The sequence below is a fragment of the Ruegeria sp. D3 genome, from assembly GCF_056534465.1.
Genome location: NZ_JBQFPK010000008.1, coordinates 112,831 through 132,482 on the forward strand (window position 1 = coordinate 112,831; position 19,652 = coordinate 132,482).

Below are 19,652 nucleotides of genomic sequence, written 5' to 3' on the forward strand. Positions count from 1 at the left end.
CGGGCTCTCACCCGGCGTTTTCATTCACGAAGGACCGCATGATGTCGCGCTACTCGGCCAACGAAATCGAAGCAAAATGGCAAGAGGCCTGGGACAAGGCCGGAATCTTTGCCGCCAATCACAAGGCAGAGAAGCCGAAATACTACGTGCTTGAGATGTTCCCCTACCCGTCTGGCCGAATCCATATGGGACACGTACGCAACTACACGATGGGCGACGTGATCGCGCGGCACAAACTGGCGACTGGGCACAACGTGCTGCATCCAATGGGCTGGGACGCATTCGGGATGCCTGCCGAGAACGCTGCGATGGCTATCGGCGGCCATCCCAAAGACTGGACCTACGGCAACATCGCCGACATGCGAGGGCAAATGAAACCGCTTGGCCTGTCGATTGACTGGTCGCGCGAATTCGCCACTTGTGACCCGGAATATTACGGCCAGCAACAGGCGTTGTTTCTGGATATGCTTGAGGCCGGGCTGGTCTATCGCAAAAACGCCATGGTGAACTGGGATCCGGTCGACATGACCGTTCTGGCCAATGAACAGGTGGAAAACGGGCGCGGCTGGCGCTCGGGCGCTCTGGTCGAGCGGCGTGAACTGACCCAGTGGTTCTTTAAGATCAGCGACTATTCCGAAGAATTGCTCGGCGCGCTGGACACACTGGAAAACTGGCCCGCCAAGGTGCGGTTGATGCAGGAAAACTGGATCGGCAAATCGCGCGGCCTGCAGTTCAGTTTTGAACGCACCGATGGTGCCGAGCCGATCACCGTCTACACGACTCGCCCCGATACGCTGATGGGCGCGTCTTTTGTCGGCATCTCGCCCGATCACCCGATTGCCAAGCAGCTGGAGGCTGAAAACGCCGAAGTCGCTGAATTCGTAGCCGAATGCCGCAAGGGCGGCACCACGGAAGAGGCCATCGAGACCGCAGAAAAGCTGGGCTATGCCACCGGCATCACCGTCAAACACCCGCTGGACCCGAATTGGGAACTGCCGGTCTGGATCGCGAACTTTATCCTGATGGATTACGGCACCGGCGCGATATTTGCCTGCCCGGCTCATGACCAACGTGATTTGGACTTCTGCCGAAAATACGGCCTGCCGGTGGTCGATACGTTCTTTGCACTGGACGATGACACCCCGGTGGACAAGATCGCTTTCGTTCCACCGAAAACCGAGAAAGTCCGCTGGGTGAATCACTTCGCCGGCCTGACCGAGGCGACGGGTGATGAGGCCATCAATGCCACCGTCGATTTCGCCGAAAAGGCGGGCTGGGGCGAAGGTGTCACCAAATATCGCCTGCGCGACTGGGGTCTGAGCCGCCAGCGCTACTGGGGTTGCCCGATTCCCGTCGTGCATTGCGATGCCTGCGGCGTGGTGCCCGAGAAGAAAGAGAACCTGCCGGTTCGCCTGCCCGACGATGTGACATTCGACAAACCCGGCAACCCGCTGGATCGTCACCCGACCTGGCGCGACTGTGAATGCCCATCCTGCGGAGCCCCGGCCAAGCGCGAAACCGACACGATGGACACGTTCGTCGATTCGTCTTGGTATTTCGCCCGCTTCACCGCGCCCCGCGCGGAAACCCCCACTGATCTGGCCGAGGCCGAATACTGGATGAATGTCGACCAGTATATCGGCGGCATCGAACATGCGATTCTGCACCTGCTCTATTCGCGCTTCTTTGCGCGGGCCATGCAGATCACCGGCCACCTACCGAAGAAAGCCATCGAGCCATTCGACGCGCTGTTCACTCAGGGCATGGTGACACACGAAATCTATCAGACCCGCGACGCCAATGGCCGCCCGGTCTATCACCTGCCAGAGGACGTGACCGACGGCAAACTGGCCGACGGCACCGAGGTCGAGATCATCCCCTCGGCCAAAATGTCGAAATCCAAGAAGAACGTGGTTGATCCGGTCAGCATCATCTCGGCCTTCGGCGCAGATACCGCGCGTTGGTTCGTACTGTCCGATTCGCCGCCCGAACGCGACGTCGAATGGACCGCATCCGGGGCTGAGGCCGCGTTCAAACATCTCAGCCGTGTACATCGCATCGCGTCGGAAATCGCCGAGTCGGACGTTCCGGCCAACGGAGAAGACGAAACCCTTCTGCGTGAGATGCACAAGGCGATCCATGATGTGTCGGGCGGGGTCGAATCCTTTGGGTTCAACGCATCCATCGCCAAGCTCTATGCCTTCACCAACACGTTGGCGAAGTCCAAGGCCGGCACCGATGCCAAACGTCAAGCGGCCATGACACTGGCGCAGCTTATGTCGCCGATGACCCCGCATCTGTCCGAAGAATTGTGGCAGCTGCTGGGCGGCGATGGTCTGGTCGCCACCGCGCTGTGGCCCATCGCTGATGAAGCGATGCTGGTCGATGACACCGTCACCCTGCCCATTCAGATCAACGGCAAGCGCCGTGCGGAAATCAGCGTTCCCAAGGATATGGACAAGGCAGAGGTTGAAAAAATCGCGCTCAGCACCGAAGCTGTGCAAAAGGCGCTGGATGGCAATGCGCCGAAGAAGGTGATTGTTGTGCCGGGCCGGATCGTGAATGTCGTTGTTTGATCGCAGAACCCTTTTGATTTTACCGCTTGCGCTGGCCGCTTGCGGGTTCGAGCCTGTTTACGCCCCCGGCGGATCGGGTTCGGCTCTGAATGGCAGGGTCGAGGTTTCTGCCCCTAACTCGGTCAACAGCTATCTTCTGGTTCAAAATCTGGAACAAAGGCTGGGCCGCACTGCAAGTTCGGGCTCGGACTACGCGCTGAACGTCAATGTGTCGACCGTCCGTCGACGGGCGGCGATTACGCAAACGAATGAAACGGATCGTTACACGATCGAAGGGCGAGCGGATTTCGCACTCAGATCCAATGCGACGGGCCAGGTGATCACCTCTGGCTCGGTCGCGTATTTCGTAGGTTTCTCGGCCGCAGGATCGACGGTATCCGAACTGGCAGATGAACGGGACGCGAATGAACGTCTGATGGTGATTCTGTCAGATCAGATCGTCAGTCGGCTTTACGCGACACCGGATCTTGCGCAATGAAGCTCAGCCCGCGCGAGGCTGAGGGATATTTTGCGCGGCCCGACGCCGACAAGGCCGGGCTGCTGATCTATGGCGCGGACGCGATGCGAGTGGCATTGAAGCGCCAACAGGTTCTGGCCGCCTTGCTCGGCGCGAACGCCGAAGAGGAAATGCGCCTAACCCGAATGCCGGGGGGCGACCTGCGCGGCGATCCCGCACTGTTGCTGGATGCGGTAAAGGCAGTGGGCTTTTTCCCCGGCCCGCGCGCTGTCTTTGTCGAAGACACCACCGATGTTGCCGCCCCCGCGATCATTGCCGCGCTTCAGGATTGGGCCCCCGGCGATGCTCAGATCATCGTCACGGCAGGCCAGTTGAAGCCCAGTTCGAAAATCCGCAAGGCGTTCGAGGGTCATACCTCGGCCTATGCGGTGGGCATTTACGACGACCCGCCCTCGCGCGGAGAAATCGAAAGGATCTTAGGTCAGTCCGGGTTGCAGAATATCCCGCACGAAGCAATGTCGGCACTGGCCGAGCTGGCCACCGGTATCAGCCCGGGCGACTTTGCCCAGACGATCGAGAAACTGTCGCTGTATAAACGTGGCGATAGCGCCGAGCTAAGCATTGAGGACATCGAGGCCTGCGCGCCACGCTCAACCGAGGCAGCGCTGGACGATGTTCTGAACGTGGTGGCCGAAGGTCGGGCAGGCGAAATCGGCCCTCTGATCCGGCGTCTGCAGTCGCAGGGTACCAACGCGGTCAGCTTGTGCATCGGCGCGACACGGCATTTTCGAACTCTGTATGCCTGCGCCTCGGACCCCGGAGGGGCTGCGCAGGGCATCGGCAAGCTGCGTCCGCCGGTCTATGGCAAGCGGCGCGACCGGATATTGCGGCAAGCGCAGGGCTGGGGCGCGCCAAAACTTCAAACCGCGCTGACCGTTCTGACCGATACGGACCTTTCCTTGCGGTCAGCCGGACAAACTGCGCCCGCCATGGCTTTGGTTGAACGTGCCATGATCCGTCTGGCGATGCTGGCCCGGTCGCGCTAACGATCCAGCCACCGAACGGCCCCGTGCCCCGCCCAGCGGCCCGTGGCCAGACAGCCGGTCAACAGATAGCCCCCGGTCGGGGCCTCCCAATCCAGCATCTCTCCGGCGCAGAACACACCGGGTATGGCCGTTAGCATTAGGTGGCCATCCAACGCGTCTCGCTGGACCCCGCCTGCAGTTGAGATCGCCTCGTCCATCGGGCGCAGGCGTGCGCCCACGATGGGCAGGCGTTTGAGCGACGCCACCTCATGTCCTTGCGACACGGCAGCTTGCTTGGACATCTCGTGATACAGAGCGATTTTCTGCAGCGGCAGTTTCAGCGCCTTTTTCATCCATTGCGTGAACGTGGTTTTCGCGCTTTTTGCGGCAAGCCGCGCCTGCAAGGTCGCCGCGTCCAGATCAGGCAACAGATCAACATGTAAGTCCGCGCCCGAACGCAGAGCCGGGGTCAGGGAATAAAGGCCCCCGCCCTCCAACCCGGTAGCGGAAATCGTGGCTTCCCCACGGCTTTCCAGCTCTCCGGCCAGCCAGCGCACCGCTTTTAGCGCCTTGCCAAAATGAGGTTGCATATGGGGGCTCCACGCCACCGACAAGGCAGAGTTCGCCGGTTCAAACAGGGCCAGCGCCACGCCTTTCTCTGCCAGTACCTGCGCCCAGTGCCCATCGGACCCCAGCCGCGCCCAGCTTGCCCCACCCAACGCCAGAACGGTGACGTCAGATGCAATTGCCTGCACCCCCTCGGGCGTGTCAAACGACAGCGCGTTGCCATCCCAGCCCAGCCAGCGCCAGCGGGTTCTGATCTGCACACCCGCCTCATCCAACCGTCGCAACCATGACCGCAACAATGGCGAGGCTTTCATAGCGCTGGGAAACACTCGCCCGGTCGAGCCGGTGAACAGCTCTTGCCCCAGCCCGCGCGCCCAGTTCTGCACGGCATCTGAGTCAAATTCAGCCACCATCGGATGCAGCCAATCCGCCGCACTGCCATAGTTGGGCATCAGCGTCTGGAGCGGTTCATCCTTGGTTAGGTTCAGACCGGATTTTCCTGCCATCAGGAACTTACGCGCGACCGATGGCTTGGCCTCGACCACCAGCACATCATGGCCAGCTGCGGCCAGCTGCTCTGCCGCCATCAGACCGGCAGGACCGGCCCCGATTACCACCGCTTGCGCCATTGCCGTCCTCTTGCTTTTCGCATCTGCGGGCGCACATTCTGCCCTATGTCAGATCGCGATCCCATCTGCCCGCTGTGTGACCGCCCCATCCCAGACGGAGGCGGCAGCCTGCACCATCTGATCCCAAAACTCAAAGGGGGCAAGGGCGGACCTACGGTTTTGCTGCATATCATCTGCCACAAAGAGGTCCACGCCACCCTGTCCGAGGCCGAACTGGCCCGCAGCTATAACACGGTCGAAACTCTGCGCACGCATCCCCGACTTGAGAAATTCCTGAGCTGGGTCCGCAAACGCCCGCCCGGATTCCGCTCGAAAGTTCCGGGCAAACGGCGCGGGCGCTGATCAAGCCGGCCAGACCCGATCACCAAATGCATCCGCACGAGGCCTGTCGATCCCTTCAAACTCCAACCCGCGGTAATCAGGAACAGGGGCAAACTGGGCACCAGCGAGGTGCTGAAACTCCAACGTCGTATAGGGGCGTTTCCAAAGCCATTCGCGGTTTTCCACGGACCATAAATCCGCGTTTGGCGGAGTATCTTCTGAAAACGCATAGAAATGCAGATCGAACCCGTACTGTGCCACATCCTGCATCGACAGTAAGCGCATGCCCTGCGCGCGGCAAAACGCATCTTCGGCCGCGATATCGCCAGTACGCAACGTGATCTGCCCGATCCGCGCATCAGCAAAGGGCGCGTCGGGGCTTGCAGCATTGTCTGGCCGGTTGCCTTCGAAATCATGCTGCAACACTTCGATCACAAACCCTTCGGGGTCTTGCAGGTGGCACAGGTAACCGATGTCCAGAAACTGCTTGGGGTCCGAAACCTCGACCCCTTTGGCGCGCAGAGCGTTAACCGCCAGATCGACATCCGGTACTGTGACGCCGATCTTCCAATACCGTTGCCCGCGGTCGTGACTGTACCCGCCGCCGCCGGGCATCAGCACCAGGCCAGCATCCAAACCAGTATACCCCACACGCTGACTAACGCCCTGAGAACGCGCGGACATGCCCAGCGTATCACCGTAGAACGCCGCCAACCGGTCAGGATCGGCAACACGCAACCTTACGGCAGACAGCCTCATGGGCACAGCGCCGCGATACCCGCGGCAGTTTCCGGGTCGGCGGCCACGCTGTCCGCAACCAGTTCCAAAGCTGTTGGCATCAATGCGTCTGGCTCGACCACGCGGTCGACAAGACCGAAATCATAGGCGTCCTTGGCGGTGATCTTTTGCCCGGCCATCAAGATCATCTTCGTACGCGATGGTCCGATCAGAGCCGCCATGCGACCGGGATCGGACGGTTGCGGCAGAAAACCCAGCTTCATGACCGGATAGAAAAACTTGGCATTCGGCACCGCAATTCGGATGTCGCAGGCCAGCACCATGCCATTGGCCCCACCCGCCAGTGTTCCGTTCAGTGCAGCAACGGTCAGACAGGGCAAAGCAGCTATGGCCCCCGAAAGCCTCTCCCACAGATCCGAAGTTGCAAGACCGGCCCGCGCTTCGTCCAGATCAGCGCCCGCGCTGAAAACCTTACCCTTCCCGGTCAGGATCAGAGCGCGGGCATCGGTTGCCGCCTCGGCAATCTGGCAGAGTTCGGTTAGCATGGCCCCGGTCAGCGCGTTGGCTTTGTCGGGATTGTTAAGTGTAACGGTCCAAAGACCATCCACCTGTGTCAGTTCGATCACGTCAGGCCTACCCTTTTTCGAATGTCTTCCCGCCGCAGGGAAATCTCGGTGCCCAGAAACTCATCCGCATCCTTTGAACACATCCAAAGCAACGCCCGTGCGGGCCAGTCGGCGGGGATATGATCGCTCCAATCCAGTTGGCTGACCGCATTGATGCCGCTGGCCTTAATCACCCGCTGCATTTCAGTGGCCACAGTACCCGGCGACAGGCCCATAGCGCGGATGCCGTGCATTGATTCCTCAAGATGCAAGCACTCCGTCAGCATCTTTGCCCCCGCTTTCGAGGCGCAGTAGTGACTCCATGCTTCAATGGCGTTCGAAGCTGCACCGGATGAGACAGTGATCACCGTACCGCCCCCAGCAGCTCGCATGACCGGCAAAGCCGCACGCATACCATGGAAAACGCCTTTAAGGTTTATGTCTATGGCCTTGCCCCACGCATCTGCATCCGCATTTCCAAGGTGAAAGATCGGATCAATCACCCCTGCATTGCCGATCAGCACGTCCAGCCCACCAAAGCGATCCACGCAATCGGCAATGGCTTGCTCGACCTGCGAAAACACGCTGACATCGCATTGTAGCGCGATCGCGTTGTCCCCAAGTTCCGAAGCCAGTGCAGAAATCTGGTCCCGGCTGCGCGCCACCAGCGCGACATTCGCCCCGGCTGCGGCAAAAACGCGCCCCGCCTCGGCCCCAATGCCGCGACTGGCCCCTGTGATCAGTACGGTTTTTCCTTGCATGTGGACCCTGTACCTCCGTTGTTTTGAGATTGTGTGAACGTCTACCGCGCGAAGGGGGAAAGGGTCCAGTCCTTGCCCCTTGACGCCCGCCGTCACAGACACGACGATGCCTGTAAAATTGATCAAGAAGGGTTCTATAATGTCCGTTTTCCTTCACCGCAGCTGCGGTGCTGTATTGGCCTATGCCTTAATCTCTCAGGGGGCGCTGGCTGATGTCACCGCGCAGGATGTCTGGGATGATTGGAAATCCTACCTGACCCAAATGGGCTATACTGTGGAAGCTCAGGAAACCTCAGACGGCAATGTGCTGACAGTCACCGATATGACCATGACGATGGCTCTGCCAGAAGAGGATGGATCCTTTGACATGGTCGTCCCTCAGATGACCCTGACCGAAAACGGAGACGGCACCGTCAGTGTAGACGTCCCCGAAAGCTTTCCGATGACCGTGAAGGGTGATGGCAGTGGCGAGACCTTCTCGACCGAAATCCTATACACCCATACCGGCCTCAAGATGGCTGTCTCGGGCTCGCCCGAGGATATGACATATGACTATTCCGCTGGCTCGATTGGGGCCAAGTTGGATGGGTTTATCGTAAATGGCGAAGAAATGCCCGCGGACGCGCTGGCCGTCAGCATCGCATTGAACGACGTAAGCGGAAGCTCGCGGATGAAAATCGGTGAGAACCGCGATGTTGACCAGAACTTTACAGCCGCCGACCTGACATACGGGCTGGTTTTCAACGATCCCGAAAGCGGCGAGACGGCCAATGTGGACGGTGCGCTTCAACAACTCGCGTTTGAAGGCACCACGGTCATTCCATCAGATTTCGACGTCGCTGATCCGCAGGCTTTCTATGATGCCGGCTTCGCCTTTTCCGGCCGCTTCACCTACGACTCAGGCAAATCCGCTTTGGCGGGAACCAGCGAAGGCCAAGCGTTTTCACTGGGAAGCGAGTCCCAAGGCGGGCGCCTAGCCGCCAGCCTGGACGCGCAGCGCTTGGCGTACGACATCGAACAAAACAGCACCAAAGTGGCTGTAACTACGGCAGACCTGCCGTTCCCGATCGAAGTCGCGATGGAAAATGCGGGTTTGAAATTCGAGTTCCCGGTCCAGGAGTCCGAAGAAATTCAACCCTTTGGCTTTGCGATGAACCTGACAGACTTCACTATGTCTGACGTATTGTGGAGCATCTTTGACCCCGCAGGCGCTCTGCCTCGAGACCCGGCAACAATTGCGCTGGACACGACCGGTACGGCGAAAATCCTGACCAACTTTTTTGACCCCAACGCAGTTGAGACACTTGCCCTGTCCGATACCGCACCGGGCGAGCTGCATTCGATGAAGATCAACGAATTGTTGATCTCGCTGGTGGGAACCAAGCTGACCGGCGATGCCGATTTCGCCTTTGACAACGCAAACACCGAGGCTTTCGACGGCCTGCCCACGCCAAAAGGTACTGCGAACCTGCAGCTTGTCGGCGCGAACGGGTTGATCGACACGCTGATCGGCATGGGGCTGATGTCGGACAGCGACGCATTGGGTGCCCGCATGATGATGGGTCTTATGGCGGTTCCGGGCGAAGAACCTGACACGCTGAACTCCAAGATTGAATTCACCGAAGAGGGCCAGATTCTGGCGAACGGTCAGCGTATCAAATAGCCATCGAGGGAAGGCTTCTTTCGGAGCCTTCCCCTTTTACCTGCGGCCGACGCGCCGAAACAGGACAGACCCGCCACTGCTGACGCGCTGATCATAGGCGAACCCAAGGCCGGACAGGTGGTCGAAACACGCTTTTATCCCGCGCAGTCCGATCTTGCGGGTGTGCACCTCTAGATAGACCTTGTCCACATTCGCCAGATTGGCTCCGTCGAACAGGTACTTCTCGCCGCCTTCGATATCGACAATCAGAACATTGGCGTCGAAGTCGCCAAGAATTTCTGACAAGTGCCGTTCTGGCACGCTGACCTCTTGTACATAGTCGGGTTTCGGATCCAGAGAAGACGACCAGAACGGGTCACGAATGTAAAACGTCGACATCCCCAATTCGTGCGAGTCCGCCAGCGCGACCGCATTCAGCACTTCGACCCCTTCAATTCCGTTCGCGGCATGGACGCGGCCGATAAAGTCGCACAGGGTTGGGTTGGCCTCGATGCACATCACGCGACGAACATTCAACTGGGTTGCCAGATAGGACGAGATGAACCCGATTCCGGCCCCAAGCTCGACCACGCGGTCCTCGGGATCGATGAATTTCGGCAGGCCGGTCACTTCGTCCTTCTCGTACCGTTCTGCGCGGATGGACCGTGCAACCTGAGGCGTGATGACATCCGGATCATTCGGTATCCGAACCCCACGCAACGAGAGATGATCTTGCATAAACTGCCCTGCCCGTTTGCCCTGCGCCAACCCGTGCAGAGCCTTCATTTCGCAATCAGGTTTAGCCCATGCCCCAGTCCTTAGCAGCCGGTTTTTTGCTGAAAACCAAAAGTTTTTGCACCCTTCACGCAGCTGCTATGGTCCTGATCCACCCACAGCCCTTGCGGGACAAGCTGTCCAAGGCTAGGTCCAATACAACCATACCGGAGGTTTCATGACCCGCACGCCCGAAGATATCAGCCAAGATCTGCTGGACGCCGCCCGCAAGGCCGGAGCAGACGCTGCAGACGCCATCGTACTTGACGGATCATCCGTTTCGGTCGAAGTCCGCGGCGGAGCGTTGGAACATGCGGAACGCTCGGAAGGGGCTGATCTGGGTTTGCGGGTGTTTCTGGGCAAGCGTCAGGCGATAGTTTCAAGTTCTGACAGCCGCCCCGAGACCCTGACAGCCATGGCCGAACGCGCAGTTGCTATGGCGAAAGAAGCACCCGAGGATCCGTTTACCGGACTGGCACGGACGGATCAGCTGGCAGCTGATTGGGATGTAGAGGCACTTGAATTGTTCGATCCAACGCCTGAGCCGAGTGCCGAAGACTTGCTAAAGGATGCTCTGGCGGCCGAAGCAGCCGCGCTGGCTGTGCAAGGCGTGTCACAAGTATCAGACGCGGCGGCGGCCTATGGGGTTCACCGCGTGCATCTGGCAGCGACCAACGGCTTTTCGGGCGGGTATGAACGCAGCAGCCGGTCGACCTCTTGCGTTGCAATCTCGGGCGAGGGAACCGGGATGGAGCGCGACTATGACGGTGACAGCCGTACATTCCAGTCCGATTTGCGCAGCCCCGATGACATCGGTCGCAGCGCGGGTGAACGGGCTGTGCAGCTGGTCGGCGCGCGCCAGCCAGTGACCGGTACGTTCCCGGTCCTGTTTGACGAACGCATTTCGTCCTCGTTGATCGGTCATCTGCTGGGTGCAAGCAACGGAGCCGCCATCGCGCGTGGATCTTCGTGGCTTTCCGACTGTCTGGGAGAGCAGGTGCTTCCTGCCCATTTATCCCTGATCGAAGACCCGCATCGTCCGCGCATTGCCGGATCGCGCCCGTTCGACGCCGAAGGACTGCCCACCCAACGCCGGGCTATTGTCGAAAACGGTGTCCTGACTGGCTGGACATTGGATCTGGCCAGTGCGCGCAAACTGGATATGGTCTCGACCGGGAACGCGGTACGCGGCGTGTCCGGTCCACCTTCGCCCAGCAATTGGAATCTGAGCCTGACCCAGGGTACGCAAAGCCGCGAAGACCTGCTGCGTGACTTGGGCACCGGGCTGCTGGTCACGTCGATGATCGGGTCCACGATTAACCCCAATACTGGCGATTACTCGCGCGGGGCCTCAGGGTTCTGGATCGAAAATGGGCAGATCGCCTACCCGGTCAACGAATGTACCATTGCGGGCAATCTGCGCGACATGCTCAGGCGGATCATTCCGGCAAATGACGCACGACCTTACCTGTCGCGCGTTGTGCCGTCGGTTCTGATCGAAGGGATGACACTTGCCGGCAACTGACCTGCAACTGCTGATCGACGCTGCGCTTGAGGCCGGAAGGATCGCAACGCGGTACTCTGGCACAACTGCGCAACGCTGGGACAAACCCGACGGAGCCGGTCCAGTTACCGAAGCCGATCTGGCCGTGAACGCAATGCTGGAACAACGCCTTCCCTTTGCGCGTCCCGACTACGGTTGGCTCAGCGAAGAAACCGAAGACTCGCAGGCGCGTCTGTCCAAAGATCGCGTGTTCATCATTGATCCGATCGACGGAACCCGCAGTTTTGCGGAAGGGTCAAAAACCTGGGCGCATTCGCTTGCGGTCGCCCAGCAGGGCGAAGTCACGGCCGCAGTGATCTATTTGCCTTTGCGCGACATGCTTTACGCCGCAGCCAAAGGACAGGGGGCCACGCTTAACGGCGCGCCGATCAGGGTGTCCGGCGCCATGGACTTGGAAGCCTCACAGGTTCTGGCCGCAAAGCCAAATCTGGACGCGCGTCACTGGCGCAACCAAGATGTGCCAGACTTCATCCGGACCTATCGTCCGTCTTTGGCCTATCGACTGGCGCTGGTGGCGCAGGGGCGGTTCGACGGTATGCTGACCCTGCGCCCGAGCTGGGAATGGGACATCGCCGCCGGAGACCTTATCATTCGCGAGGCCGGAGGAGCCTGCACTGATCGTACTGGAGGCCTATTGCGGTTCAACAACCCGAATCCGCGCCTGAACGGGGTCATCGCTGCGGGTCAGCGGATTCACACCCAATTGTCGGAAAGACTAGCTCCGGAAGGCCCAGGAATACAGGCATGAGCAAACCGCGCTCTCTTAGCCTTGCGGCCTATCGCGTTCTGTCCTGGGGCGTTCCAAACGGGACGGACAAACCCTACATCCCGCGCCCCGAAGGTGAGCTGATCTGGATACATATAGCCTCTCAGGATCGCCAGCGCGTGGTCGAGGGCTTCTGCCAACGTCTGCGCCAATCTCGTCCCAACCTGTCGGTCTTGTTGACTGCGCCCCCTCAAGCTGACCTGATCCGTTGGGATGCAAGCAGCCATCCTTTGGTCAATCTACCGTCCGAACAGACTGGTGCCGCACGAGAATTTCTGGATCATTGGCGTCCCGACCTTGGTCTATGGGTCGGTGGCGGGTTAATGCCCAACGTGATCACCCGCGCTGAAGAACGTGGGCTACCCCTGATTCTGATCGAAGCCAAGATTGATATTCAAGTGGCACGCGGCGCACGATGGTTGCCCGATATCACACGGTATACCTTTGATTGTTTTCAAACAATTCTTGCCACGTCACCCGAAACAGTTCGACACATTCGCAGGCTCGGCGTCCCGGCCTCCAAAGTCGACACGGCCCCGCCCTTGCACGTCAGCCCCAATCCAAGTCCCTGGCCAGAAGATGAATTGATCGAAATGACGCACGCGCTGTCCAGTCGGCCAGTGTGGTTGGCAACCTGGGTTCAGGACAAGGAATTCATCTCGGTCCTCAGCGCGCACCGCCAGGCAATGCGGATGCTGCCGCGCTTAGCTCTTATCCTACATGTCGCCGACATGTCCGAGACCGAACCACTGCATCGCAGGCTGCTCTCGATGGACCTTAGATGCGTCAATTGGGACGACGGAGGGGCAATCGAAGATACAACACAGGTTATACTGACATCGGACCCTGAAAATCTGGGTCTGTGGTATCGTCTGTCACCCGTAGCATTCATGAGCAGCTCGCTTGAACGGGGTGCGGGTGGGCGCGATCCGCTGACAGCAACTGCTCTGGGATCCGCGGTCATTCACGGACCTTTCGTGCATCGTCATCAGCAGCTATATGATCAGCTAAACAGAGCAGGTGCGGTTAGATTGGTGCGCACCGCGACCGAACTGGGCGATGCAGTGGTGGAACTTCTGGCACCTGACGAGGCCGCGAGAATGGCTCTGGCGGGTTGGGAAATCGTGTCCGAAGGCGCTCCGCAAGCGGATCACCTGATCGAAATTGTACAGGACAGTCTGGACCAGCGGGGCCAAGATCATGCGAGCACCTGATTTTTGGAATACTGCGCCGGACAAACCGTTATTGGCGGCCCGGCTTCTGTCGCCGCTTGGGCACCTCTATGCTGCAGCAACCGCTCGCCGCGTTGCAAGCGATCCCGGCTTTGCCCCCGGTGTGCCGGTTATATGTGTCGGTAACCTGAACGCAGGCGGCACTGGCAAAACGCCTACGGTCATCTGGATGATCGAACAACTGCGCGACGCCTGGCATCAGACCCATGTGGTCACCCGCGGTCATGGCGGATCGCTGGACGGGCCGGTTCGCGTCGATCCCGGCAAACACACCGCAGCAGATGTTGGCGATGAACCGCTTTTGCTGGCGGCATTCGCCGATGTTTGGGTCGCCAAAGATCGCGCCGCCGGAGCAAAAGCCGCAGCCCAAGCCGGAGCAACGGTTATTGTGCTGGATGACGGGTTTCAAAATCCCTCGGTCGCAAAGGATTTCTCGGTCATCGTTGTGGATGCGGAACGCGGGTTCGGCAATGGCCTGTGCCTGCCCGCAGGCCCGTTGCGCGAACCGGTCGACGTAGGACTGCAGCGGGCCGATCTGGTTTTGTCGTTGGGTGATACAGATGCGCAGGCCCAATTCTCAGACCGTTGGGCAGGGGATTTAACTGTTCCACATGTCACCGGTGCGGTTGAGCCTCTGCAAACGGGTATGGACTGGAGCGACACTTCCGTATTGGCGTTTGCCGGTATCGGCCACCCGGAAAAGTTCTTTGCTACCTTGCGCAATCAAGGCGCGACACTCTTGCGGGCCGAAGCCTTGGACGATCATCAACCGTTGACCTCGGCGTTGATGACCCGCCTGGAAAACGAGGCACGTTTGTTGGGCGCTCAAATGGTCACAACGGAAAAAGATGCTGTTCGTTTGCCCGCCGCCTTTCGCAGCAAAGTAATAACGTTGCCCGTCCGTTTGCGTGTCAATGAGGCCGACAACGTCAGGCAGATGCTACTTAAAACCGCACCGTCGCCGTAAGTAGCGGCCGGTCCTAAGACCGGCCAACTCATATTAACTGCCCAATTCAGCTTCGATCAGCTTCTTGAACTCGTCATAAGACTGGTTGTCGACCTTTTTACCGTTCACGATGAACGAAGGTGTCGACTGGATACCATCCTTTTCGGCATTTTCCTGATACCAAGCGACCAGAGTACGCGCCCGGTCTCCGTCCTGCAGACAGGCTTCAAGCTGATCGTTGTCGATCCCAGCCAGACGCCCGATCTTGCGCAGTTCATCCACGATTTCAGCAGGACCGCCAGCGCGCGTCCATTCGGACTGGCCTTCATAGATCAGGTCCGAGATGCCAAAGAATTTATCGGGTCCGGCGCAGCGCGCGACCATCGAGGCCCACAAGCCGTAGCGATCGAAGTAAACCTCGCGGTAGGTGAACTTGACCTTACCGGTGTCGATGAAATCCTTTTTGAGCTGCTTATACGGCCCTTTGTGGAAATTCGCGCAATGCGGGCAGGTGTAGGAGGCATACTCGATGATCTCGACCGGCGCATCCTCGGCCCCCAGGGTCATCTCGACGATGGTCGAGGTGTCCAGCTCGGCCTCTTGCGCCTCGGCGCTGCCGATCAGCGAAAATGACGCGTTCGGTGACGACAGCAAAAAGCTGCCTGCGGCAATGGCGACGGCCGCGCAAATTCCGGTTGCAATACGGCTCATGTATCAGCCCTTTCTCAGCGTTTTTGTTTGGATAGAACGTTACGGCCCAGACGTTCAAGGGCTTCACGCAGATCGCCATCATGGACGCCTTGCGCTGCCCGGTCCGCCTCGGCCGCGATTTCCGGTTTCAGTATGGGTTTCGCCGCCTTCGCTTTGTGATCGAAACTGGCTTGCCCCTCGGCAAATCCTGTCGGAGCGGTCTGGGTGATACGCACCCGGCTGATGGCGTTATAGCCGTAGACCGCGTTCACCTTGCCGCGCAGCTGTTCCTTTTGCATCTCAAGCATCGGTGCCTGCGGGCCGGTAGTCAGCACAGTCAGCGTCGCCCCCATGCCGCCCTTGCCATAGCCCACATTCACAGGCCGCGCGATGGCGGCCATATCCTGTCCCACGATCTCGGCCCAGTGAGTCAGGATGCGCGACACGGCAAACCCGCGGCTTTCGCCCGCACGCCTGATCTGCGTATTCAGCAATGTCGCGGTGCGTTTGAACCCGCGGGTCGAAGAACGTCTGCGCTGCATCTGGTTTCCAACTCCTGCACGACTATTGTAGAGGGCAGAACACCGGGCGCCAGCGAAACCCGACAGGGAGATGATTAAAAATTGCGTGACTCAAGTGAATTTGATGTCAGCGGTGAATTGCTAGGCTGGTACGACTGCCATGCCCGCGAAATGCCGTGGCGCGTCAGCCCCACAGATCGGGCCGCCGGGGTGCTGCCCGACCCCTATCGTGTCTGGTTGTCCGAAGTGATGCTGCAACAGACCACCGTGGCAGCCGTGCGCGACTATTTCATGCGGTTCACGACCCGCTGGCCCACGGTGCAAGCGCTGGCCGCAGCCCCAGATGATCAGGTCATGGGCGAGTGGGCCGGCTTGGGATACTACGCCCGCGCTCGCAACCTGCTGAAATGCGCCCGCGTGGTGGCGGACGAACATGGCGGTCAGTTCCCCGACACCTACGAAGCTTTGCTGACGCTGCCCGGCATCGGCCCTTATACTGCCGCCGCTATCTCGGCCATTGCCTTCGACCGCCCCGAGACGGTGCTGGACGGCAATGTCGAACGTGTCATGGCACGGCTGCACGACATACACGATCCCCTGCCCGGCTCAAAACCGCAGCTGAAAGACAAGGCCGCCGCACACACTCCGCAGGCCCGACCCGGAGATTATGCTCAGGCCGTGATGGATTTAGGCGCAACGATCTGCACGCCAAAATCTCCGGCCTGTGGAATTTGCCCTTTGCGCGAACCCTGTCGGGCCCGCAAGGCCGGAACACAGGCGGACCTGCCGCGCAAAACGCCAAAGAAGCCAAAACCAACGCGATACGGCCATGTTTATATCGCCCAGCGACGAGACGGGGCCGTTTTGCTAGAACGCCGCCCCGACAAAGGACTGTTGGGCGGAATGCTGGGCTGGCCTGGCTCTGATTGGTCCGACGCGCCGGTCGAAACGCCCCCTTTTGCTGCCGATTGGCAAGTTCTGCCTGCAGAGGTGCGCCACACCTTCACTCATTTCCACCTGATCTTGCGCGTGTGGACGACCGACCTGCCAGACAACCCGTTGCCCGACGGTCTGATAATCTTGGACAAACACCAGTTTCGCCCAGGTGATCTGCCAACGGTAATGCGCAAGGCGCACGACCTGTGGCGCGGTCGATAACGCGTTGTGCAGCAATTCGAACTGTGGCTAGACTCGCCTCAATCTCTGCGGAGCCTGATACATGATCGCACCAGACATCCTGTCCCGATGGCAATCAGCCCTGCCGTTCTGGGTTTCATTCCTGCTGATCCCACTGATCTGGGTCACTGCTGTTCTAGGCGGCTGGTGGGTGGTTTTGGTGCCACTTTCAACATGGTGGGCCTTTGCCGCACTGGATAAGCTAACCGGGCTGGAACTAAGCAACGCCGACCCCGACACTCCCGACACTGCGCTGCACTGGTATATCCTGTTGACCAAAGCGTGGGTGCCGGTTCAGTTCCTGACCCTATTCGGGTTAATCTGGTTCGCGACACATACAAACCACCTGTCCACGGCGTCCAAGATCGGGCTGTTCTTTGGCATGGGCGTAATCTCGGGCACGATCGGGATCAATTACAGCCACGAGCTGATGCATCAAAAGGGCCGGGCTGAGCGCTGGCTGGGGGATATCTTGCTGGCGATGGTGCTGTATTCACATTTCCGATCAGAACACCTGCTGGTCCATCACCGCTTTGTCGGCACCCCCCGCGATCCTGTCACAGCCCGATATAACGAAGGCTTCCATCGCTTTTACCCTCGTGTCCTGTGGCAATGCCTGACCTCGGCCTTCCGCGCCGAGCGCGACAAGCTGGCCCGCAAAGATCGCCCTTGGACAGACCCCGCAAACCCGTTCTGGCGCTATTGGGCGTTGCAGGCAGGAATGCTGCTGCTGGCCCTACTGATCGGAGGTCTTTCCGGCCTTGCCTTGTTCCTGATTCAGGCGGGCGTTGCGATCTGGCAACTGGAGCTGGTGAATTATGTCGAACACTACGGCCTGACCCGGAAACACTTGGGCCAGGGCAAATACGAGCATGTCCAGCCGCGCCACTCGTGGAATGCCTCGCAAAAGGCGTCGAACTGGCTGCTGATCAATCTACAGCGCCACTCGGACCACCACTACAAACCCAACCGCCGCTTTCCCCTGCTGCAACACCATTCACAGGACGCAGCGCCGCAATTGCCCTACGGCTATCCCGTTATGACTGTTGCCGCCATGATACCGCCCCTGTGGAGGCGCGTGATGAACCCCCGTGTCAAGGCATGGAGGCGGCAATACTACCCCGAGATAACCGACTGGACGCCCTACAATAAGTCGCGAAACCCGTTGCCCTCCGCATGACCGCAGCGCGCTCCCGCGCGCTGCGCGGCCCAACTGTCTTTAGGGCATCTTTGATGCCGTACAGACTGGCGGGAGCACCTACATCACCCAAATATCCATCGGATGCTCTACACCCCGCACGCTCTGACCTGTATGTCGCACAAATCCTTCGGTCAAAGTCGCAGCGTTTGATCCTTCCTCGGAAAGCTGGGTACAAACCTCGTCACTCAGCACCACTTTGACGTCAAAATCGCGGGTCAGCGCCTCTAGTTTTGCGGCCACGTTCACCGCATCGCCTATGACGGCAAATTCCAATCGGTTCGCCCCAATATCTCCCAATACGACCGAGCCGTAATGAACACCGATCCCAACCCGTATTTCCGGCTCGCCCAGCCGCCGTCTTTCAACATTCCAACGGTTGATGACCCCCACCATGTCCCGCGCGCAAGCCACAGCATTGCTGGCGTCCAGCGGCGTGGGCACCGGAGTTCCGAACGTGGCCATCAACCCGTCCCCCAGATATTTGTCCAACGTGCCGTGGTGACGAAACACCTCGGTCTCCATCCGGGCATGAAACCCGCGTAGGACTTCGATCACTTCATATGGATCGCGCCCCGCCGCGTATTTGGTAAACCCCACTATATCTATGAACAAAACCGCGACATTTTCCTTGCGCACCTGTTTGAGCGGCTCATCATTTTGGCTCAGCTCTTCCACCACATTGGGCGAAAAATAGCGCGACAGGTTGGCGCGCTCCCGCTCCAACCCGGCATTTGTCATCAACAACCGGTTCAGCCGTCGCATCGAGATACCCAACGTCACGGCAACCATCACGAACACAATGACCTGCTGAATGCGCAGCGACGGCATAAAGCTGTTTGGGTCCATGAACTCGGCCACGTCAGGATAGCCAGCCAACGCCTGAGCAACCCGCTCGCTGAGACCGGGTATCGGAGTCGCAACCCACCATGCAACGACCCAGCCAATAGTCCACATCATCGCAGTCCACGACCCTATTGCCACAACTGTCCGCCAGGAATAAGCAAGTGTTCCCGCCGCCAGAATAATGAAGAAATACTGAAAGTTATCGAACCTGTACTGCATGGCTAGTGGCCGGACGTCGTCGCTGAACGGGTTCGGGATGATCATGCCCAGCGTCATGATCAGAAGATCCACAAAGATCAAAAGCAGTTCGACCCGCGATTGCCCGACACGGCCCGCACGTCGGATGAACCAACCGTTTGCGCAGATCAGCAGTAGAATGAAATGATACCACATCACCTCCCACTGGGGATTCAGAAAGACCAAAAGCACACCGGTTAGTCCCATCGCGACCCAACGTGCGCGTACGGCCAGTTCCAACCCTTCACGCTTGTGCTTTTCCAGCGCGGCCTCGGTGTATTTGTTGTCCAGATCGTAGCTGTCTGGTTGTGTCACAAAAAACCGGCCAAACCGGGATTCGCTGACTGTGGTATCCGACATGGCTGAGGCTCCCTCGGTGCG

General features: G+C 59.4%; 19 protein-coding genes. 11 read left to right on the plus strand and 8 right to left on the minus strand.

Going from position 1 to position 19,652, the window contains the following annotated elements:
* Positions 1-41 precede the first annotated feature (41 nt).
* From leuS to holA, 3 genes are read left to right on the plus strand one after another with little or no spacing between them, the layout of a single operon-like run.
* Complete coding sequence (leuS, locus tag ACR0DX_RS13160; protein WP_170355392.1) at positions 42-2,576, plus strand: leucine--tRNA ligase; 2,535 nt, start codon at positions 42-44, stop codon at positions 2,574-2,576.
* A complete protein-coding gene (gene lptE / locus ACR0DX_RS13165; RefSeq protein ID WP_170355393.1) occupies positions 2,563-3,054 on the plus strand; it encodes an LPS assembly lipoprotein LptE in 492 nt (163 codons plus the stop codon). Before leuS ends, lptE begins: the two co-directional genes overlap by 14 nt.
* Positions 3,051-4,079 (plus strand): DNA polymerase III subunit delta, encoded by a 1,029-nt coding sequence (gene holA / locus ACR0DX_RS13170; protein WP_170355394.1) that lies wholly within the window; start codon positions 3,051-3,053, stop codon positions 4,077-4,079. The genes lptE and holA overlap by 4 nt, the downstream gene beginning before the upstream one ends.
* On the opposite strand, the gene ACR0DX_RS13175 is transcribed toward holA, so the two are convergent.
* Positions 4,076-5,254 (minus strand): TIGR03862 family flavoprotein, encoded by a 1,179-nt coding sequence (locus ACR0DX_RS13175; RefSeq protein ID WP_170724570.1) that lies wholly within the window; start codon positions 5,252-5,254, stop codon positions 4,076-4,078. The two genes, holA and ACR0DX_RS13175, sit on opposite strands and share 4 nt — an antisense overlap.
* A 45-nt stretch (positions 5,255-5,299) precedes the next feature.
* Here ACR0DX_RS13175 and ACR0DX_RS13180 point away from each other — a divergent pair, with 45 nt between their 5' ends.
* Positions 5,300-5,596, plus strand: a complete 297-nt coding sequence (locus ACR0DX_RS13180) for an HNH endonuclease (protein ID WP_170355396.1) — start codon at positions 5,300-5,302, stop codon at positions 5,594-5,596.
* On the opposite strand, the gene ACR0DX_RS13185 is transcribed toward ACR0DX_RS13180, so the two are convergent.
* The 3 genes from ACR0DX_RS13185 to ACR0DX_RS13195 are packed head-to-tail and all read right to left on the minus strand — an operon-like array spanning position 5,597 to position 7,679.
* A complete protein-coding gene (locus ACR0DX_RS13185) occupies positions 5,597-6,334 on the minus strand; it encodes a VOC family protein (protein ID WP_170355397.1) in 738 nt (245 codons plus the stop codon). It lies immediately after the preceding gene.
* Positions 6,331-6,939 (minus strand): enoyl-CoA hydratase/isomerase family protein, encoded by a 609-nt coding sequence (locus tag ACR0DX_RS13190; protein WP_170355398.1) that lies wholly within the window; start codon positions 6,937-6,939, stop codon positions 6,331-6,333. The genes ACR0DX_RS13185 and ACR0DX_RS13190 overlap by 4 nt, the downstream gene beginning before the upstream one ends.
* Complete coding sequence (locus ACR0DX_RS13195; RefSeq protein WP_170527404.1) at positions 6,936-7,679, minus strand: SDR family oxidoreductase; 744 nt, start codon at positions 7,677-7,679, stop codon at positions 6,936-6,938. The genes ACR0DX_RS13190 and ACR0DX_RS13195 overlap by 4 nt, the downstream gene beginning before the upstream one ends.
* Before the next feature lie 139 nt (positions 7,680-7,818).
* Here ACR0DX_RS13195 and ACR0DX_RS13200 point away from each other — a divergent pair, with 139 nt between their 5' ends.
* The gene (locus ACR0DX_RS13200; RefSeq protein ID WP_170355400.1) at positions 7,819-9,342 is read left to right on the plus strand and encodes a DUF2125 domain-containing protein; all 1,524 of its coding nucleotides are present in this window, start codon (positions 7,819-7,821) and stop codon (positions 9,340-9,342) included.
* 36 nt (positions 9,343-9,378) lie between these two features.
* On the opposite strand, the gene ACR0DX_RS13205 is transcribed toward ACR0DX_RS13200, so the two are convergent.
* Positions 9,379-10,107, minus strand: a complete 729-nt coding sequence (locus ACR0DX_RS13205) for an FkbM family methyltransferase (protein WP_170355401.1) — start codon at positions 10,105-10,107, stop codon at positions 9,379-9,381.
* Positions 10,108-10,273: 166 nt separating this feature from the next.
* Between ACR0DX_RS13205 and ACR0DX_RS13210 the strand changes: the two genes are divergently transcribed.
* The 4 genes from ACR0DX_RS13210 to lpxK are packed head-to-tail and all read left to right on the plus strand — an operon-like array spanning position 10,274 to position 14,624.
* The gene (locus ACR0DX_RS13210; RefSeq protein WP_170355402.1) at positions 10,274-11,620 is read left to right on the plus strand and encodes a TldD/PmbA family protein; all 1,347 of its coding nucleotides are present in this window, start codon (positions 10,274-10,276) and stop codon (positions 11,618-11,620) included.
* Entirely contained in the window at positions 11,607-12,407 is an 801-nt protein-coding gene (locus ACR0DX_RS13215) for a 3'(2'),5'-bisphosphate nucleotidase CysQ (protein WP_170355403.1), read from the plus strand. The genes ACR0DX_RS13210 and ACR0DX_RS13215 overlap by 14 nt, the downstream gene beginning before the upstream one ends.
* Positions 12,404-13,639, plus strand: coding sequence for a 3-deoxy-D-manno-octulosonic acid transferase (locus tag ACR0DX_RS13220; protein WP_480846382.1), 1,236 nt, complete (start codon positions 12,404-12,406; stop codon positions 13,637-13,639). The genes ACR0DX_RS13215 and ACR0DX_RS13220 overlap by 4 nt, the downstream gene beginning before the upstream one ends.
* The gene (gene lpxK / locus ACR0DX_RS13225; RefSeq protein ID WP_480846384.1) at positions 13,626-14,624 is read left to right on the plus strand and encodes a tetraacyldisaccharide 4'-kinase; all 999 of its coding nucleotides are present in this window, start codon (positions 13,626-13,628) and stop codon (positions 14,622-14,624) included. The genes ACR0DX_RS13220 and lpxK overlap by 14 nt, the downstream gene beginning before the upstream one ends.
* Before the next feature lie 33 nt (positions 14,625-14,657).
* On the opposite strand, the gene ACR0DX_RS13230 is transcribed toward lpxK, so the two are convergent.
* Both ACR0DX_RS13230 and ACR0DX_RS13235 read right to left on the minus strand, forming a co-directional pair.
* On the minus strand, positions 14,658-15,314 hold the full coding sequence (locus tag ACR0DX_RS13230) for a DsbA family protein (RefSeq protein WP_170355406.1): 657 nt from the start codon (positions 15,312-15,314) through the stop codon (positions 14,658-14,660).
* 14 nt (positions 15,315-15,328) lie between these two features.
* Entirely contained in the window at positions 15,329-15,835 is a 507-nt protein-coding gene (locus ACR0DX_RS13235) for a DciA family protein (RefSeq protein WP_170355407.1), read from the minus strand.
* Positions 15,836-15,916: 81 nt separating this feature from the next.
* Here ACR0DX_RS13235 and mutY point away from each other — a divergent pair, with 81 nt between their 5' ends.
* Together mutY and ACR0DX_RS13245 are read left to right on the plus strand one after the other, a co-directional pair.
* On the plus strand, positions 15,917-16,972 hold the full coding sequence (gene mutY, locus ACR0DX_RS13240; RefSeq protein ID WP_170355408.1) for an A/G-specific adenine glycosylase: 1,056 nt from the start codon (positions 15,917-15,919) through the stop codon (positions 16,970-16,972).
* Positions 16,973-17,033: 61 nt separating this feature from the next.
* Positions 17,034-18,170 carry an alkane 1-monooxygenase gene (locus ACR0DX_RS13245; RefSeq protein ID WP_170355409.1) on the plus strand — a complete coding sequence of 379 codons (1,137 nt, stop codon included), beginning with the start codon at positions 17,034-17,036 and terminating at the stop codon, positions 18,168-18,170.
* Positions 18,171-18,248: 78 nt separating this feature from the next.
* Here ACR0DX_RS13245 and ACR0DX_RS13250 read toward each other — a convergent pair whose 3' ends face one another.
* Positions 18,249-19,631 carry an adenylate/guanylate cyclase domain-containing protein gene (locus ACR0DX_RS13250; protein WP_170355410.1) on the minus strand — a complete coding sequence of 461 codons (1,383 nt, stop codon included), beginning with the start codon at positions 19,629-19,631 and terminating at the stop codon, positions 18,249-18,251.
* Between the last annotated feature and the right edge of the window lie 21 nt (positions 19,632-19,652).

Excerpts from the sequence above, each read along its gene's own strand:
- leuS (WP_170355392.1), top strand. The coding sequence starts at position 42 with ATGTCGCGCTACTCGGCCAACGAAATCGAAGCAAAATGGCAAGAGGCC.
- lptE (WP_170355393.1), top strand. The coding sequence starts at position 2,563 with ATGTCGTTGTTTGATCGCAGAACCCTTTTGATTTTACCGCTTGCGCTG.
- holA (WP_170355394.1), top strand. The coding sequence starts at position 3,051 with ATGAAGCTCAGCCCGCGCGAGGCTGAGGGATATTTTGCGCGGCCCGAC.
- ACR0DX_RS13175 (WP_170724570.1), bottom strand. The coding sequence starts at position 5,254 with ATGGCGCAAGCGGTGGTAATCGGGGCCGGTCCTGCCGGTCTGATGGCG.
- ACR0DX_RS13180 (WP_170355396.1), top strand. The coding sequence starts at position 5,300 with ATGTCAGATCGCGATCCCATCTGCCCGCTGTGTGACCGCCCCATCCCA.
- ACR0DX_RS13185 (WP_170355397.1), bottom strand. The coding sequence starts at position 6,334 with ATGAGGCTGTCTGCCGTAAGGTTGCGTGTTGCCGATCCTGACCGGTTG.
- ACR0DX_RS13195 (WP_170527404.1), bottom strand. The coding sequence starts at position 7,679 with ATGCAAGGAAAAACCGTACTGATCACAGGGGCCAGTCGCGGCATTGGG.
- ACR0DX_RS13200 (WP_170355400.1), top strand. The coding sequence starts at position 7,819 with ATGTCCGTTTTCCTTCACCGCAGCTGCGGTGCTGTATTGGCCTATGCC.
- ACR0DX_RS13205 (WP_170355401.1), bottom strand. The coding sequence starts at position 10,107 with ATGAAGGCTCTGCACGGGTTGGCGCAGGGCAAACGGGCAGGGCAGTTT.
- ACR0DX_RS13210 (WP_170355402.1), top strand. The coding sequence starts at position 10,274 with ATGACCCGCACGCCCGAAGATATCAGCCAAGATCTGCTGGACGCCGCC.
- ACR0DX_RS13220 (WP_480846382.1), top strand. The coding sequence starts at position 12,404 with ATGAGCAAACCGCGCTCTCTTAGCCTTGCGGCCTATCGCGTTCTGTCC.
- lpxK (WP_480846384.1), top strand. The coding sequence starts at position 13,626 with ATGCGAGCACCTGATTTTTGGAATACTGCGCCGGACAAACCGTTATTG.
- ACR0DX_RS13230 (WP_170355406.1), bottom strand. The coding sequence starts at position 15,314 with ATGAGCCGTATTGCAACCGGAATTTGCGCGGCCGTCGCCATTGCCGCA.
- ACR0DX_RS13235 (WP_170355407.1), bottom strand. The coding sequence starts at position 15,835 with ATGCAGCGCAGACGTTCTTCGACCCGCGGGTTCAAACGCACCGCGACA.
- ACR0DX_RS13245 (WP_170355409.1), top strand. The coding sequence starts at position 17,034 with ATGATCGCACCAGACATCCTGTCCCGATGGCAATCAGCCCTGCCGTTC.
- ACR0DX_RS13250 (WP_170355410.1), bottom strand. The coding sequence starts at position 19,631 with ATGTCGGATACCACAGTCAGCGAATCCCGGTTTGGCCGGTTTTTTGTG.